The sequence below is a fragment of the Natronorubrum thiooxidans genome (genome assembly GCF_900156475.1).
Classification (GTDB): domain Archaea; phylum Halobacteriota; class Halobacteria; order Halobacteriales; family Natrialbaceae; genus Natronorubrum; species Natronorubrum thiooxidans.
The window spans coordinates 66,657-79,916 of sequence record NZ_FTNR01000014.1 but is presented as its reverse complement, the minus strand read 5'-3'; the positions used below and the strand labels follow the sequence as shown (position 1 = coordinate 79,916).

At 63.3% G+C, this 13,260-nt stretch carries 17 protein-coding genes and 1 tRNA gene; 12 read left to right on the top strand and 6 right to left on the bottom strand.

Annotated elements, in window-relative coordinates:
• Window positions 1-130: 130 nt before the first annotated feature.
• Window positions 131-934 carry a sulfurtransferase gene (locus BW940_RS16765; RefSeq protein ID WP_076610359.1) on the top strand — a complete coding sequence of 268 codons (804 nt, stop codon included), beginning with the start codon at window positions 131-133 and terminating at the stop codon, window positions 932-934.
• A 7-nt stretch (window positions 935-941) separates the two neighbouring features.
• Here the strand turns inward: BW940_RS16765 and BW940_RS16760 are convergent, their stop codons facing one another.
• Complete coding sequence (locus BW940_RS16760) at window positions 942-1,163, bottom strand: type II toxin-antitoxin system HicB family antitoxin (protein ID WP_076610358.1); 222 nt, start codon at window positions 1,161-1,163, stop codon at window positions 942-944.
• A 121-nt stretch (window positions 1,164-1,284) separates the two neighbouring features.
• Here BW940_RS16760 and BW940_RS16755 point away from each other — a divergent pair, with 121 nt between their 5' ends.
• Together BW940_RS16755 and BW940_RS16750 are read left to right on the top strand one after the other, a co-directional pair.
• Entirely contained in the window at window positions 1,285-2,676 is a 1,392-nt protein-coding gene (locus tag BW940_RS16755; RefSeq protein WP_076610357.1) for a signal recognition particle protein Srp54, read from the top strand.
• Window positions 2,677-2,759: 83 nt separating this feature from the next.
• The gene (locus BW940_RS16750) at window positions 2,760-3,722 is read left to right on the top strand and encodes a hypothetical protein (protein WP_076610356.1); all 963 of its coding nucleotides are present in this window, start codon (window positions 2,760-2,762) and stop codon (window positions 3,720-3,722) included.
• Window positions 3,723-3,765: 43 nt separating this feature from the next.
• Here the strand turns inward: BW940_RS16750 and BW940_RS16745 are convergent, their stop codons facing one another.
• The 3 genes from BW940_RS16745 to BW940_RS16735 all read right to left on the bottom strand — a co-directional run bounded on the left by BW940_RS16745 (window position 3,766) and on the right by BW940_RS16735 (window position 5,853).
• Window positions 3,766-4,701 (bottom strand): CBS domain-containing protein, encoded by a 936-nt coding sequence (locus BW940_RS16745; protein ID WP_076610355.1) that lies wholly within the window; start codon window positions 4,699-4,701, stop codon window positions 3,766-3,768.
• A gap of 121 nt (window positions 4,702-4,822) precedes the next feature.
• Entirely contained in the window at window positions 4,823-5,236 is a 414-nt protein-coding gene (locus tag BW940_RS16740; RefSeq protein ID WP_076610354.1) for an RNA-binding domain-containing protein, read from the bottom strand.
• The gene (locus tag BW940_RS16735; protein ID WP_076610353.1) at window positions 5,233-5,853 is read right to left on the bottom strand and encodes an AAA family ATPase; all 621 of its coding nucleotides are present in this window, start codon (window positions 5,851-5,853) and stop codon (window positions 5,233-5,235) included. The genes BW940_RS16740 and BW940_RS16735 overlap by 4 nt, the downstream gene beginning before the upstream one ends.
• A gap of 99 nt (window positions 5,854-5,952) precedes the next feature.
• Between BW940_RS16735 and BW940_RS16730 the strand changes: the two genes are divergently transcribed.
• From BW940_RS16730 to BW940_RS16720, 4 genes are all read left to right on the top strand, one after another.
• Window positions 5,953-6,330 (top strand): YccF domain-containing protein, encoded by a 378-nt coding sequence (locus BW940_RS16730; protein ID WP_076610352.1) that lies wholly within the window; start codon window positions 5,953-5,955, stop codon window positions 6,328-6,330.
• Between the two features lie 46 nt (window positions 6,331-6,376).
• Window positions 6,377-6,451 (top strand) — tRNA-Arg (locus BW940_RS16725).
• A gap of 134 nt (window positions 6,452-6,585) precedes the next feature.
• Window positions 6,586-6,723 carry a hypothetical protein gene (locus tag BW940_RS21545; protein WP_159440180.1) on the top strand — a complete coding sequence of 46 codons (138 nt, stop codon included), beginning with the start codon at window positions 6,586-6,588 and terminating at the stop codon, window positions 6,721-6,723.
• A 1-nt stretch (window position 6,724) separates the two neighbouring features.
• Window positions 6,725-7,930, top strand: coding sequence for a C45 family autoproteolytic acyltransferase/hydolase (locus tag BW940_RS16720; protein WP_076610351.1), 1,206 nt, complete (start codon window positions 6,725-6,727; stop codon window positions 7,928-7,930).
• Window positions 7,931-7,973: 43 nt separating this feature from the next.
• Here BW940_RS16720 and BW940_RS16715 read toward each other — a convergent pair whose 3' ends face one another.
• Complete coding sequence (locus BW940_RS16715; protein ID WP_076610350.1) at window positions 7,974-9,047, bottom strand: glutamate-cysteine ligase family protein; 1,074 nt, start codon at window positions 9,045-9,047, stop codon at window positions 7,974-7,976.
• 359 nt (window positions 9,048-9,406) lie between these two features.
• Here BW940_RS16715 and BW940_RS16710 point away from each other — a divergent pair, with 359 nt between their 5' ends.
• The 5 genes from BW940_RS16710 (at window position 9,407) to BW940_RS16690 (ending at window position 12,798) form a co-directional block, all read left to right on the top strand.
• Window positions 9,407-10,039, top strand: a complete 633-nt coding sequence (locus tag BW940_RS16710) for an NAD(P)/FAD-dependent oxidoreductase (protein ID WP_076610349.1) — start codon at window positions 9,407-9,409, stop codon at window positions 10,037-10,039.
• A 6-nt stretch (window positions 10,040-10,045) separates the two neighbouring features.
• Window positions 10,046-10,669 carry a VOC family protein gene (locus BW940_RS16705; protein WP_076610348.1) on the top strand — a complete coding sequence of 208 codons (624 nt, stop codon included), beginning with the start codon at window positions 10,046-10,048 and terminating at the stop codon, window positions 10,667-10,669.
• Window positions 10,666-11,322, top strand: coding sequence for an alpha/beta hydrolase (locus BW940_RS16700; RefSeq protein WP_076610347.1), 657 nt, complete (start codon window positions 10,666-10,668; stop codon window positions 11,320-11,322). Before BW940_RS16705 ends, BW940_RS16700 begins: the two co-directional genes overlap by 4 nt.
• Before the next feature lie 93 nt (window positions 11,323-11,415).
• Entirely contained in the window at window positions 11,416-11,913 is a 498-nt protein-coding gene (locus BW940_RS16695) for a hypothetical protein (protein ID WP_076610400.1), read from the top strand.
• Between the two features lie 111 nt (window positions 11,914-12,024).
• Window positions 12,025-12,798, top strand: a complete 774-nt coding sequence (locus tag BW940_RS16690; protein ID WP_076610346.1) for an SDR family oxidoreductase — start codon at window positions 12,025-12,027, stop codon at window positions 12,796-12,798.
• Window positions 12,799-12,804: 6 nt separating this feature from the next.
• Here the strand turns inward: BW940_RS16690 and BW940_RS16685 are convergent, their stop codons facing one another.
• The gene (locus BW940_RS16685) at window positions 12,805-13,224 is read right to left on the bottom strand and encodes a universal stress protein (protein ID WP_076610345.1); all 420 of its coding nucleotides are present in this window, start codon (window positions 13,222-13,224) and stop codon (window positions 12,805-12,807) included.
• Window positions 13,225-13,260: the final 36 nt, after the last annotated feature.

Genomic DNA, 13,260 nt, shown 5'->3' with positions numbered 1-13,260 from the left:
CGACATTTGTCGACTCTCAGTGTCCCGACACGTCGCCACAATGCGGAGTTTGTTGCCGGGAACTCGGTACCACGGGGAGTGATGCCGGGACCGGTGTGTTCTCCAGGCAGGCTCACGAATTCGTCATCCAATGGACGAATCCGTCGTCGTTGCCCCCGACTGGCTCGCGACACATCTCGAGGACCCACAGCTTCGCATCGTCGACGTCAGAGACGCCTGGGAGTACGACGGTATCGGGCACATTCCCGGTGCCGTGAGTGTCCCCTTCGATCGCTACCGCGACGAAAGCGACGTCGATCGCGGGACGCTTCCAGGTGCCGACGCCTTCGCAGCCCTGCTCTCGGATGTCGGGATCGCTCCCGACGACACGGTCGTCGTCTACGACGACACCCACGGCGTCTTCGCCGCCAGATTCGTACTCACCGCCCTCGAGTACGGCCACGACGACGTCCGCCTGCTCGATGGTGACTACAGCGCCTGGAACCGCGCGTACGAGACGACAAGCGACACCCCCGAACTCGAGCCAACGAGCTACGACCCTGACCCGCTCACGCGCGGGGAGAGTCCGCTGATCGGCTTCGATGCCGTCGAAGACGCCCTCGAGCGCGGTTCGCTGTTCGTGGATACGCGCGATAAACACGAGTTCGAGGAAGCCCGCCTACCCGGGGCGGTCCGCTTCGACTGGCGGGAGGCCGTCGACGACGAGACGCGTCGGCTAAAGTCCGAGGCTGAACTCGAGGCGTTGCTCGCCGACGACGGCATCACGCCCGACCGCGAAATCGTTCTCTACTGTAACACGGCCCGCCGGATCAGCCACACCTACGTCGTCCTCCGGGCGCTTGGCTACGAGGACGTCCACTTTTACGAAGGGAGCCTGACGGAGTGGCTGGCAAACGACGGGGCGATCGAGACGGGGCCGGTCGACGAGGAGTGATCGGCTCTCAGAGCCAGTCGTCGCCTGGATCGTCGTCGGTCGCCTCGGTATAGGATTCGACTGCGGCGGCGAGGTTCGCGAGGGCTTCCTCGGGCGTCTGTCCCTGACTCGAGACGCCGGTCACCTCGTCGTCGGCAATGTGGAGACCGTGATCGTTCTCTCGCATCGTCACGTCCGCGTCCTCGAGTGCGTCGTACTCGGACGGATCGACGTCCGCGTCGGTGGTCATACGGAGACGTTGTCACGGTCGGTTGAAATACGCTCCGGCGCTGTCCCGGCGGTCGCCTCGCGCCGTCGAGGGGTGAACAGTAGAAAAAGCCTTTAACGACGTCGTCCCGTACATCGAGCAAATGGTACTCGACGATCTCGGCAGTTCTCTGCGGGGCACTTTGGATAAACTTCGCGGGAAGTCACGCATCAGCGAGGAAGACATCGAGGAGATCGTCAAGGAGATCCAGCGCTCCTTGCTTTCGGCCGACGTCGACGTCTCGCTCGTGATGGAGCTGTCGGACAACATCAAAGAACGCGCACTCGAGGAAGAACCGCCGGCCGGCACGCCGGCACGGGATTTCGTTCTCCGCATCGTCTACGAGGAACTGGTCGGCCTCATCGGTGAGTCGACCGAGTTACCACTCGAGGAACAGACCATCCTGCTGGCTGGGCTGCAGGGGTCGGGGAAGACGACCTCCGCCGCGAAGATGGCCTGGTGGTTCTCGACGAAGGGGCTGCGCCCCGCTGTGATCCAGACGGACACGTTCCGGCCCGGTGCATACGAGCAGGCCCAGCAGATGGCCGGCCGCGCCGAGGTCGACTACTACGGCAACCCCGACAGCGAGGACCCCGTCGAAATCGCCCGGAAAGGCCTCGAGGAGACCAGCGAGGCCGACGTCCACATCGTGGACACGGCGGGACGGCACGCCTTGGAGGAGGATCTGATCGACGAGATCGAGCAGATCGAGGGCGTCGTCGAGCCCGACACCTCGTTGCTCGTGTTGGACGCGGCGATCGGACAGGGTGCCAAAGAGCAGGCGAGCCAGTTCGACGAGTCGATCGGCATCGATGGCGTCGTCATCACGAAACTCGACGGGACGGCGAAAGGTGGTGGCGCGCTGACGGCCGTCGATCAGACCGACTCCTCGATCGCGTTCCTCGGAACCGGCGAGGAGGTCCAGGACATCGAGCGCTTCGAGCCCGACGGCTTCATCTCCCGGCTGCTCGGCATGGGCGATCTCGGCCAGCTCGCAGAGCGCGTCGAGCGCGCGATGGAGCAGACCGAGATCGAAGACGACGACTGGGAGCCCGAGGACATGCTCCAGGGCCAGTTCACCCTCAATGACATGCAAAAGCAGATGGAGGCGATGAACAACATGGGGCCGCTCGATCAGGTCATGGACATGATCCCCGGCTTCGGGGGCGGGATCAAAGACCAGCTGCCTGACGACGCGATGGACGTTACCCAGGACCGGATGCGGACGTTCAGCGTCATCATGGACTCGATGACCGACACCGAAAAGGAGTACCCCAAAGCGATCGGCGCAAGCCAGATCGAACGCATCGCCCGTGGCTCGGGCACCAGCGAGGAGAAGGTCCGGGAACTGCTCGAGCAGTATAAGATGATGGAGAAGACGATCAAGCAGTTCCAGGGGATGGGCTCCGAAAAGGAGATGCAGCGGATGATGAAACAGATGCAACAGCAAGGCGGCGGCGGTGGCGGCGGGATGGGCGGAATGGGTCCGTTCTGAGGACACAACCCGTGCCGTTTCGAATCACTCGTTCGCCCCGTGCCACTACGTTCATACGTTTCTAGACGTATACTCGAGTATCAATGCACCGTCGGCAGTATCTCGCTCGTGCTGGCGCAGGCGTCGGCACGCTGACCGCGCTCGCGGGGTGTCTCGGAGATGGCAGCGATGGAGGTGGCGACGTCGCCGACCGTACCGGCGAGCGGGCACTCGACCGCGCAACGGGCACACTCAACGAAGCGGCCCTCGCGTTGCAAATCGACGATTCCATCGACGACCCCGAAACGATCGATTTCGACCCCGCGGAGCCGAACGGCCTGATCGACGACGCGCGAGATCGTCTCGAGACCGCAGCGGCCGAACTAGACGCGGACCGCCAGTCCGAAGTCGACGAGCTGCGGACGTATGCCGACATCCTCGAGGGACTGGTCGTGGTGACCGACACGGTCACCGACGAGACGCTCGGTGACGACGTCGATACCGTCACCGCGGCGATCAACGAGGACGGCGATCTCGAGGCCGCAACCGACACCCTTGACGACCGAACAGCGAGACTCGACACGGCACAGACGCGATACGGCGAGGCAGAGGCCGATTTCGCGGCCTTCGAGAAGGAGCGATTCGAGGACCTCGCCCGGATCGACTACACGGAACTCGAGGATGGGATTGCGACGCTTGGCGACGTCGTGGGCTCGCTGTCGACGCTTGGGGACGGCTTCGAGTCGATGCTCGAGGGGTACGAGGACCTCGAACAGGGACGGACCCACCTCGAGGACGAACGGTACAACCAGGCGGAAATGGCGTTCGTCGACGCCGAATCTGACTTCGCGACGGCGACGGCCGTGCTCGAGGGGGACGAAGACCCGCCGAGCGGCCTCGTATCGTACTTCGAGACGGCGACCTGCCAGAACGAGCGTCTAACGGCCGCGGCGGCGGCCTTCGAGGACGGAGCTGGGGCGGCTGCGGCCGGCGATCCGATCACCGCACAGGAGCGTCAGGACGACGGCGAACAGAAACTCGAGGCTGCCTGCGACTGCTCACAGTAACTCGACACGCAGGTGTCCACCGACGATTGGGGCACGATCCGAATCAGTCGGCCGTCGCCGTCTCGCTGTCGAGCGCTGTCTCCGGCGGCAGGTCGTCGATGAGGACGACTGCATCGCCCTCGAGCACGGCAGTCCCGTCGCCGTCGGTAACGGTCGTCTCGATCCGGTATTTTGACCCGCCGAGGTCGTCGACGACCTCACAGACAGCCGTGACGTGGTCGCCGAGCGAAAGCGGTGCGAGGAAGGTACTCTCCTGTGAGAGGTAGATCGTCAGCCCGGGCAGTCGAGCGAGTGCGGCGCTGATAAGGCCGTTGGCGAGGATTCCGTGGACGATCCGCCTTCCAAACCGGGTCTCGGCGGCGTAGGCTTCGTCCAGATGTACGCGATTCGTATCGCCGGTGATTTCGGCGAACGATTCCACGTCACCGTCCGAGAGCGTCTTCGAAAACTGGGCGACGTCGCCGACCGAAACGGTCGATTCATCCTCGCCGCGGTACTCGAACGTCCAGTCGTCGCGCTCGTACTGGGTATCGGTCCGAACCTGCCGTCGCGGCGGTCGACTCTTGAGACCACCCGTTCGGTGGGCCAGATGCGGGACGTAGTAGGAAAGCTCCGTCGTCGTGAGGATCCCGACAAGTGTGCTCGATTCGTCGTCGTCGCTGACGACCGGGAGGTGTTCGACGTCTTCGGCACGGAGAACGCTCACGGCATCGACGATGGTTGTCCCGGGCGGAATCGTCTCGAGTGGTGTCGACATCACGTCGGCCAGTTCGAGACTCCCGAGATCAGTTCGTTCACAGAGTTGGGTGGCGAAGTCGCCTTCCGTGACGATGCCGACGGGCGCGTCGTCGCGAACGACGACGACGGAACTGACGTGTTCGTCACGCATCAGGGTCGCGGCGTCGGTCGCACTCGCGTCCGGGGAAGCGGTGACGACGTCGGTGACCATAATCTCCGCGACGGTGAGTGAGTCGTGCATCCCTTCGGGATACGTGTGGATCCCCCATCACTCCTGTCCCTCTCAGTATTTCAGATAGACAGGGACGCCGGTGGCACTGGCACAGCAACTCGCCGTCAACAGCGTCTCGAAACGAATCGAGTTAGTCTTCGACCGGCCGGCCGTCTTCGGTCGGCGGTGCGATATGATCGACGTACTCCTCGACGGTCGGCTCCATGACGCGCACGCGAACGCTGATCTCGCCGAGTTCGTCCGGTTCGCCGACGGAGAAGTTGATACGGTCCTCGAAGGCTGCCTGTTTCTTGAGTGCAAAGGAGAAGGTGTCTCCCTCGCGATTGGCGAAGAACTCGCCGCGAGCCGTGTCGAGAATTTCCTGGCGATGAAGCAACTCGGAGACGTGGTCCATCGAATGGGCTTCGGCCCTGATCTCGCCGAACTCCTCCTCGAGGTCGGCGTTCGGAAAGATGTTCGAGACGGCATCGACGACGCGGCTGGTGACCTCCGTGTCGTAGACTGGGGCCGTGATTTCGACGTCGACGCGGTAGATATCAGTCATGGCTGGTTGACTTCCGTGTTCGATCCGGACTCAGGTGTCGGTTCCGATTCGGGTTCGTCGGGGGCCGTCCCGGCTTCGTCCTGAATGATCGTCTCGATCCGCTCGTGAAACGTCTCGAGCGAGTCGGTATTCTCGACGACGATGTCAGCGCGATCCATCGCGTCATCCATCCCGAAACTGCGCTCGCGTTCGTCGCGGGCGGCTAGCCCCTCGCCGCCGTCGGCTTCGCTCGCATCGCGGCCGCGGGCGTCGATGCGCTCGGCTCGCAGTTCGAAGGGAGCCTCGATGCTGAGGAGGGTAAACGCCTCCCCGAAGCGGTCGTCGAAGATATCGACCTCGGTGTCCGAGCGAATCCCGTCGACCAAGACCGTCTCGTGGTCCTCGAGCCGATCCTCGATCATCGGCAGCGAGCGCTCGGCGATCGCCGTTGGCCCGTTCTCGTCGCGCAGCGCCTGGGCGACGCTGCCGTGGTCTTTCGTCGGATCGAGGCCGCGATCGGCCGTCTCCTGGCGGACAACGTCGCCCATCGTCACCACCGGGAGTCCGTGCTTGCGTGCGACGGTGGCAGCCTCGCTTTTCCCGCTACCGGGGAGTCCCACCGTTCCGATGACGTGCATTGCTCGAGAGTACCGGCGAGACGTGCATAAACGCTGTGTTCGTCGCTCGAGCGGGGCGGCTTCGACAGCCCTATCATCGCCTAGTGGCTGTCTCCAGCCATGACACAGCGGTCGCTGCTCATGCGTGGGCTCTGGTTTCTGGCTATCGGCTGGTGGGCGACGCCGGTCGTGATCAACCTCGCGTGGGCACTGAACGTCACCATCGTCCTCGCCCCGATCGGGATCAAACTGATCAACCTCGTCCCGACGGTGTTGACGCTGGCCGAACCGCGATCGTTTACGAACCCCGAACTGGCTCGTGGCCAGCACTCGCTGGTGGTTCGGGCGCTGTATTTCGTCTTCATCGGCTGGTGGCTGAGTTTCCTCTGGGCGAACCTCGCGGCCCTGCTTGCGGTGACGATCATCGGCCTCCCGGTTGCCATCTGGCTGATCAACCGACTGCCGTTCGTGACGTCGCTGTACCGCTTTCACGGCTGAATGAATCCACACTGCTTATGCCAATCCGCCGTTGATTCGTACTCGAGGGCACGTAGCTCAGTCCGGAAAGAGCGTCGGACTTCTAATCCGACGGTCGTGGGTTCAAATCCCATCGTGCCCGTTGCTGTCACGAACAGTTCGTGAGCGACAGCAAGATACTGAGATGGGGTTGGACTAGACGGCGGCGAGCGAAGCGAGCCGATGGCGTGGTTCAAATCCCATCGTGCCCCGTCTTCTCACGGCCGCGAGTAGCGAGTGACTGCACTCGAGGCCTGCTACTCAACCCACCTCGAGCGAGTCGCCCTCGAGCAGGGGCTGGTGCTGTCTCGAGTCTACACCGGTCCCAGACGCTTTCAGGCCGACGATACAACCCCCTCGAGTCCCACCTCGTGATATGAACGAGACGGACGTTGACACCACCGCCTACAGCGACGTGATCACCGACTCGGAGACGTTCGCCGGCCGGGCACGCCAACGCGCCGTACTCGAACGCGAGGCTGTCGAATGGGCAATCGAGGAACTCGAGTCGGCAATCACCGCTCAGAACGTCGACCTCGAACCGTTGCTCGAGTACGCTCGCCGAAGCCGAGCCAGTCTGCCGGAGCGGCATCGACGGGCCTACGAGGCGATGGCCGAGGTGTTCGATGTCGACGCAGACGTCTACGAAGTGTACGTCTTCGCGTACGCGGAACTGTGCGAGGAACTAGCCGAGGGGGAGGGCCGATCCGAGAAGCATCCGCAGGGATGTACGAACGCGCTTGTGACCCCGCAGCAAACCGAGGCGTCTGGCGGATCCGACAGCGGCACCGACGCCGACACCGGCCCGCTCGTGCTCAAAAACCGAGATATTTCGGGACGCGGTACCCGACCGAAGTCGATCGTTGAGCAGCCGCCGATCGACGACTACTACGGCTTCCTGACGGTCGACACCTGCGGGACGATTTCGATTTATAAAGGAGTCAACGATCAGGGGCTGGTTGCGGCGAATACGTACATCGACTGCAACCGCGACGACGTTGCGCCGGAAACACAGCTCCGGAACGGCACCGTCATTCGCATGCTGTTAGAGGAGTGTGCGACCGTCGCGGAGGCACGGTCTCTCCTCGAGGCACACCCGACCCGGCAGCTGATGAGCCAGACGCTGTTTCTGGCCGACGGAACCGAGGGCGTCTTGCTCGAGATCGATCCGGCCGCCGAACGCATCGCCGTCGACGACAATCCTGTCGTCACACGAACGAATCATTTCGTGCACTCGGCGTCGACCGAGACGACGAGTTCGACGACGCGGCGACAACGGGCCCTCGAGTTGCTCGACAGCGTCGACTGGATCGACCGTGACGAGCTATGGACGATCGCCCAGGATCACGAGAACGGCCCCGGCGACGACTCGATCTGTCGCCACCCGGAGCCCGAGACAGACAAACCCCACGCCTTTGGCCAGTTGACGACCGCGAGTACGGCTGTGTTCGAGGGTGGCTCTCCAGTGATCGATATCGCGACGGGCAACCCCTGCGAACTGGAGCGTACGCGGTGTGCCTTCGGCGACGAGATTCCGACCGACATTCGGACGGGACAGCGCTGGCTCGAGCGACGACGGTGACTGGTCCTTGGCGCGTGGTATCAGTCTCGAGACGGCGGCGTCTTCAGGCTCGAACACGGTGCCGCTTGAGATCGGCCTCGAGCCGCTTTGACGCCTCCAACCGCAACTGCTTTGCCTGCCGTTTCGACAGGTGCGAATCGGGGAGTCGAGTTGCCAGCGGGTCGTACGCCGACGGCGTAAACCCAAGCTCGTCGAGGTAGGTCGTCACAGCCGGGCTCTCGAGTCCATCATAAATCGCGGCGTCGGTAACTGATTCGACAGTGTCGAACTCGGGGAGTGTGACCTCGCCAGCGTACGAATCGGCGTCACCGACGACGGTACCGCGGGCGTCGGCGTGGGTGACGATCGAGCGGACTGCTTCGGTAAGCTGGAGGATCTGACTCGGGAGGGCGGCGTCGGGCGAGCGCCATTCGACGGTTGGCATCGCTTTTCGCAGCCGGACCGGGGTCCAGACCGCGTCGTAGGGGTCGAACGCGTCGTCGAACGCCGCTGGATCGACACCACGCGTGATCGCGCGCTCGCGAAAGCCTTCGTAGGCGTCCTCGAGCCGTCTCTCCCACTCGGCCACACTGTCGACGTAGGGCCAGAGCTGACCCTGCTCGGGACAGTGCTCGTAACACGAGCGTCGGTAGAGGAACGGCCGGGCGCACTCGAGGATGCGTTCGCCGCGGTAGTGTGACGAACTGGTGACGAGTGCGAACGCAGGGTCGAGTGCGGTCAGCGTGTTCAACTGGTCGACGACGTTGGATTGCTCGAAGTGGATGTGCGTGCCGGCACAGACACGAGCGTCGTCGAACGATCGGCCGATGATCTGGCGCTGGAGATCCGTACTCGTTTTCTCACGATAGGGAATCTCCGCGGGACTCGCGTGGAGGGGCGTCGCCAGCGGGACGAGCCGTTTGTTCTGGTCGCGCGCTGCGTCGACGGCGTTTCCGATGCGGTCGACGAACTCCTCGCGGAGTTCGACCATCGACGAACATGGCGTCGTTTTGATCTCGAGCATCGGCTCGACGAACTCGGGATCAATCTGCGCCGAGGTGTCGAGCAGTGGTCCGGGAGCGACCAGGTCACCTGCGTCGTCGATGACCCAGTACTCTACTTCAAGGCTAGTTTTCATGGATGTCTCCGGGGGGCTGTGGGTAGTGTGGCCCTCGAGTGTGCTGTCACTGGGCCAACCATCGACGGCGTCACCAAACGTAGTCTCGCCGTTCGACTGATCGTTTCTGTGTCTCGAAGGAGGTCGGTTCTACGTGTACCCGTTGAGCTTTCGTGCGCAAGTAGCGTGTCGGACGGTAACAACCGACTACAGCGGTCGTAAGCAGCTGTTACGGAGAGCGTCGAATGCGACGGAACGACCGGTAGACGGCTGGGTGACGGCTTGCTACCCACTCGGCGACAGTAGTAACACTCATGTCACGTGGTTGTTCCGGCGTCTCTGCTGGGTTCATACCTTTGCAGTAACATTGTGTAACTACAATGAGCGACACTGGTTCCCCGGACGAATCTGACGCTGACGCGACGCAAACGCCATCTGTAATCGTCGTTGGCGGCGGTCCTGCCGGTCTTAGCGCAGCACTGTTTACGGCGAAAAACGGCCTCGAGACGACCGTCTTCGACACCGACGGAACGTGGATGCACAAGGCCCACCTGTTCAACTATCTCGGCATTGGCTCGGTCGGCGGCAGTGAGTTCATGGCGACGGCGCGCCAGCAGGTCGACGACTTCGGTGTCGACCGCCATCAGGGCGAACCCGTAACCGCCGTCAGCGAGGCTGCCGACGGCTTCACCGTCGAGACCGACGACGGCGAGTACGCGGCCGACTACGTGGTTCTCGCCACGGGAGCCAACCGCGACCTGGCCGACGAACTGGGCTGTGCGTTCACCGACGAGGAGATCGTCGATGTCGGCGTCAACATGGAGACAAGCATCGACGGCGTCTACGCGACGGGCGCGATGGTCCGGCCGGAAGAGTGGCAGGCAGCCATCGCCGTCGGCGACGGTGCGGCCGCAGCGCTCAACATCCTCTCGACCGTCAAGGGAGAGTACTACCACGACTTCGACGTCCCCGCAGACGCCGAGCGCGTCTTCGGCGACCTCGTCGCGGAGTAAGCAACTATGTCCAACGATACACCGAACCCAGTCACGCCCGAACTGCCCGACAGCCCCGTCCACATGACGGGGACCGATCATATCACCATCTGGGGAAGCAACGAGGCCGATACGATCGAGTTTTATCGGGACCTCCTCGGTATGCCCCTTGTCCTTCGCCAGCCCAACCTCGACGACCCCTCCCAGACACACCTGTTCTTCGACACGGGCGACGGCCGCATCCTCACCTTCTTCGTCAGCGACGACCGACCCTCGAACCAGCGCGGCCAGCGTGGTGGCGTCGGTGCCGTCCACCACCTCTGTTTCAGCGTCGACCCCGACGAGTACGAGGAGACGATGCAGGCCCTCGAGGACGCGGGCCACCAGTACAACGTCTTCGATCGGGGGATTTTCCACTCGATCTACACCACAGACAACAACGGCCTGGTCATCGAACTCTCGGCGGACAAGTACGAGATTCCGAACGACCGGCGCGGTGAGATCCTAGCAAAGGCCCAGGAACTTCGCGAGGCCGACGGGGCCGAGTACGCCAAGGACGAACACCTCCGTGGTGCGATCGACGCGCTCGGCCTCGAGATCGTCAAGCACGACCTGCCCGAGGCGAGTGCGGGCGTCGGTGGTGTCGAATGAGCGCGGGTGACGATGTGGAGGGCCCACACCAGGGCCAGCCACTCGTCACCGGCGGCACACCCCTCGAGGAGGCGTCCGCTGCGCTCGTGCTCACTCACGGGCGCGGAGCGACCGCACAGGGAATGCTCGACCTCGCAACCGAGGTCCACCACGACGGCGTCGCCGTGCTCGCCCCGCAGGCGGCCGGTAAGACGTGGTATCCGAACTCGTTTCTCGCACCCGTCGAGGCGAACGAGCCTGGCCGAACGTCGGGACTGCAGGCGATCGCGGACGCGATCGACGAGGCCAGCGACGCCGGCATCCCGACCGACCGCGTCATGCTGATCGGGTTCTCGCAGGGCGCGTGTCTCGCCAGCGAGTTCGTCGCCCGCAATCCACGACGCTACGGCGGGCTCGCCGCCTTGAGCGGCGGCCTCATCGGCGAGGCCCTCGACGACGACTACCCCGGCGATCTCGAGGGGACCCCCGTGTTCCTCGGCTGTAGTGACATCGACCCACACATCCCTGAAGCACGCGTCCACGAGACGGCCGACGCCCTCGAGTCGATGCACGCCGACGTGACGAAACGACTCTACGAGGGGATGGGCCACGGCGTCAACGAGGACGAACTCGAGACCGTCTCGGGGATGGTCGCAACTCTCCTCGAGAACTAAACCGTTCAGTTAGCTCCGCTGATAGTCACTAAAAGCGACGCTCGAGCCGCTGTTGGGATGGCACTTATATTGTCCAACGGTGTACATTTGATGATGACTCCGAACAGCGCGGACAGACGGACATTCCTGTCAGGCGTAGCTGGAACGCTTGCAGCCGTGTCCGTCGCCGGCTGTCTGGGCGGCGACGACGAACCCACCGAACCCGAACCCGTCGTCGATGCGGCGGAATCGCTCGAGGGGGACACGGACCCAGCGGCGTGGCAAGACGTCGACGAAATCGTCTTCGACGGCTACGTCGGTGGCTGGGTCGGCGTCGAACCGCCCGCGATCGACCGCGTCGAGAACCCGACACTCGTGCTCGTTGCGGGTCGAGAGTACGAGATTACGTGGGAGAACATGGACGGCGTACACCACAATATCGCGTTCTGGGACGCCGATCAAGACGTCGTCGAGGAGTACTCGACCGACGGCAACGAAACCATTGGCAAGGTCGAAACGCTCGAGTTCCAAGCCACCACCACGATGGAGAACTACCTCTGTGAGTACCAGCAGGCGGGCCAGATCGGTGCCGTTCGCGTGATCGACGGATAACACGTCGGAGTTGACGCACTCGAGACGCCGCGAATCCGGTATAGAATCTATTTTCACGGCGTGTGAGGTGTGAATACCGTTATCTGTGTTCATGACGAACAATTATGTGCAATGTCTCCAATGCTCACGGATGATGTAGCAGTCGTGACGGGTGGTTCGAGCGGCAACGGGCGCGCGATCGCCCGTCGGTTCGCCGCGGAGGGTGCAGACATCGTCGTCGCGGATATTCAGGAGTCGCCTCGAGAGGGCGGCGAGCCGACTCATGAACTGATCGAGAACGAGACGGACGCGAACGCGACGTTCGTCGAGTGTGACGTCACGAACGTCGACGACCTCGAGTCAGCCGTCGAGGCCGCCGAGGAGTTCGGTGGCGTCACCGTAATGGTCAACAACGCGGGGATCTTCCACGGCGAGGAGTTTCTCGAGGTCGACGAGGACGACTTTGGCCGGATGATGGACATCAACGTCAAAGGCGTCTTCTTCGGCGCGCAAGCAGCGGCAAAGCGGATGGTCGAGGCCGACGGCGGCCGGATCATCAATCTCTCGTCGGTCGCCGGCCTCGAGGGCTCGGGCGAGTTCATCACGTACTGCGGAACGAAGGGTGCTGTGCGGCTGTTCACGTACGCGATGGCGGCGAAGTTAGGTCCCGACGGAGTTCGAGTAAACGCGATCCATCCGGGCCTGATCGAGACGACGATGACGACCGACGATTACCCGATCATGGGTACCGACGCTGAGGAGGACTTCTTGCAGGCGATCCCGTCGCGACGGGCGGGTCAACCCGAGGACGTCGCTGACGCGGCGCTGTATCTCGCGAGCGACCTCTCCGATTACGTGACCGGCGAATCGCTCGTCGTCGACGGCGGGATGACGAACTCGCAGTAAGCGCAGCTATCGGATGACGGTCACCGGAACGGGGGACCGGCGGACGATTGTTTCGGCGACGCTGCCGAGTAACACGCGCGAGACGCCGTCCCGTCCGTGGCTGCCGATGATGACGTGTTCGACCTCATCGTTCTCCTCCGCGAACGCGACGACCGCTCGAGCGGGCTGGCCGACAGCCGTCTCCGTGCGGAAATCGACGTCATCGGTGCTGACGATGTCCGAGACTTCGTCGCCGAACCCTTTGGAGATCTCCGCTTCACGGTCTCGGAACATGTCTTTCAGGAGTTCGATCCCCGCTCCCGTCGAGCCCTCCGCTGCTTCGACGACGCGCAGCAGGATGATCTCCTCGTCGGGGAACGTCTCAAAGGCGTGTTCCACTGCCTTGCGTGCGGGCGCGGACCCATCGTACGCTACGAGGACTGCCATATGATAGCTACTGAGTCCGGACTGATAAACCCAGAC

Excerpts from the sequence above, each read along its gene's own strand:
- BW940_RS16765 (WP_076610359.1), top strand. The coding sequence starts at position 131 with ATGGACGAATCCGTCGTCGTTGCCCCCGACTGGCTCGCGACACATCTC.
- BW940_RS16695 (WP_076610400.1), top strand. The coding sequence starts at position 11,416 with ATGACTCCGAACAGCGCGGACAGACGGACATTCCTGTCAGGCGTAGCT.
- BW940_RS16745 (WP_076610355.1), bottom strand. The coding sequence starts at position 4,701 with ATGCACGACTCACTCACCGTCGCGGAGATTATGGTCACCGACGTCGTC.
- BW940_RS16750 (WP_076610356.1), top strand. The coding sequence starts at position 2,760 with ATGCACCGTCGGCAGTATCTCGCTCGTGCTGGCGCAGGCGTCGGCACG.
- BW940_RS16710 (WP_076610349.1), top strand. The coding sequence starts at position 9,407 with ATGAGCGACACTGGTTCCCCGGACGAATCTGACGCTGACGCGACGCAA.
- BW940_RS16700 (WP_076610347.1), top strand. The coding sequence starts at position 10,666 with ATGAGCGCGGGTGACGATGTGGAGGGCCCACACCAGGGCCAGCCACTC.
- BW940_RS16720 (WP_076610351.1), top strand. The coding sequence starts at position 6,725 with ATGAACGAGACGGACGTTGACACCACCGCCTACAGCGACGTGATCACC.
- BW940_RS16755 (WP_076610357.1), top strand. The coding sequence starts at position 1,285 with ATGGTACTCGACGATCTCGGCAGTTCTCTGCGGGGCACTTTGGATAAA.
- BW940_RS16685 (WP_076610345.1), bottom strand. The coding sequence starts at position 13,224 with ATGGCAGTCCTCGTAGCGTACGATGGGTCCGCGCCCGCACGCAAGGCA.
- BW940_RS16690 (WP_076610346.1), top strand. The coding sequence starts at position 12,025 with ATGTCTCCAATGCTCACGGATGATGTAGCAGTCGTGACGGGTGGTTCG.
- BW940_RS16740 (WP_076610354.1), bottom strand. The coding sequence starts at position 5,236 with ATGACTGATATCTACCGCGTCGACGTCGAAATCACGGCCCCAGTCTAC.
- BW940_RS16715 (WP_076610350.1), bottom strand. The coding sequence starts at position 9,047 with ATGAAAACTAGCCTTGAAGTAGAGTACTGGGTCATCGACGACGCAGGT.
- BW940_RS16730 (WP_076610352.1), top strand. The coding sequence starts at position 5,953 with ATGACACAGCGGTCGCTGCTCATGCGTGGGCTCTGGTTTCTGGCTATC.
- BW940_RS16735 (WP_076610353.1), bottom strand. The coding sequence starts at position 5,853 with ATGCACGTCATCGGAACGGTGGGACTCCCCGGTAGCGGGAAAAGCGAG.
- BW940_RS16705 (WP_076610348.1), top strand. The coding sequence starts at position 10,046 with ATGTCCAACGATACACCGAACCCAGTCACGCCCGAACTGCCCGACAGC.
- BW940_RS16760 (WP_076610358.1), bottom strand. The coding sequence starts at position 1,163 with ATGACCACCGACGCGGACGTCGATCCGTCCGAGTACGACGCACTCGAG.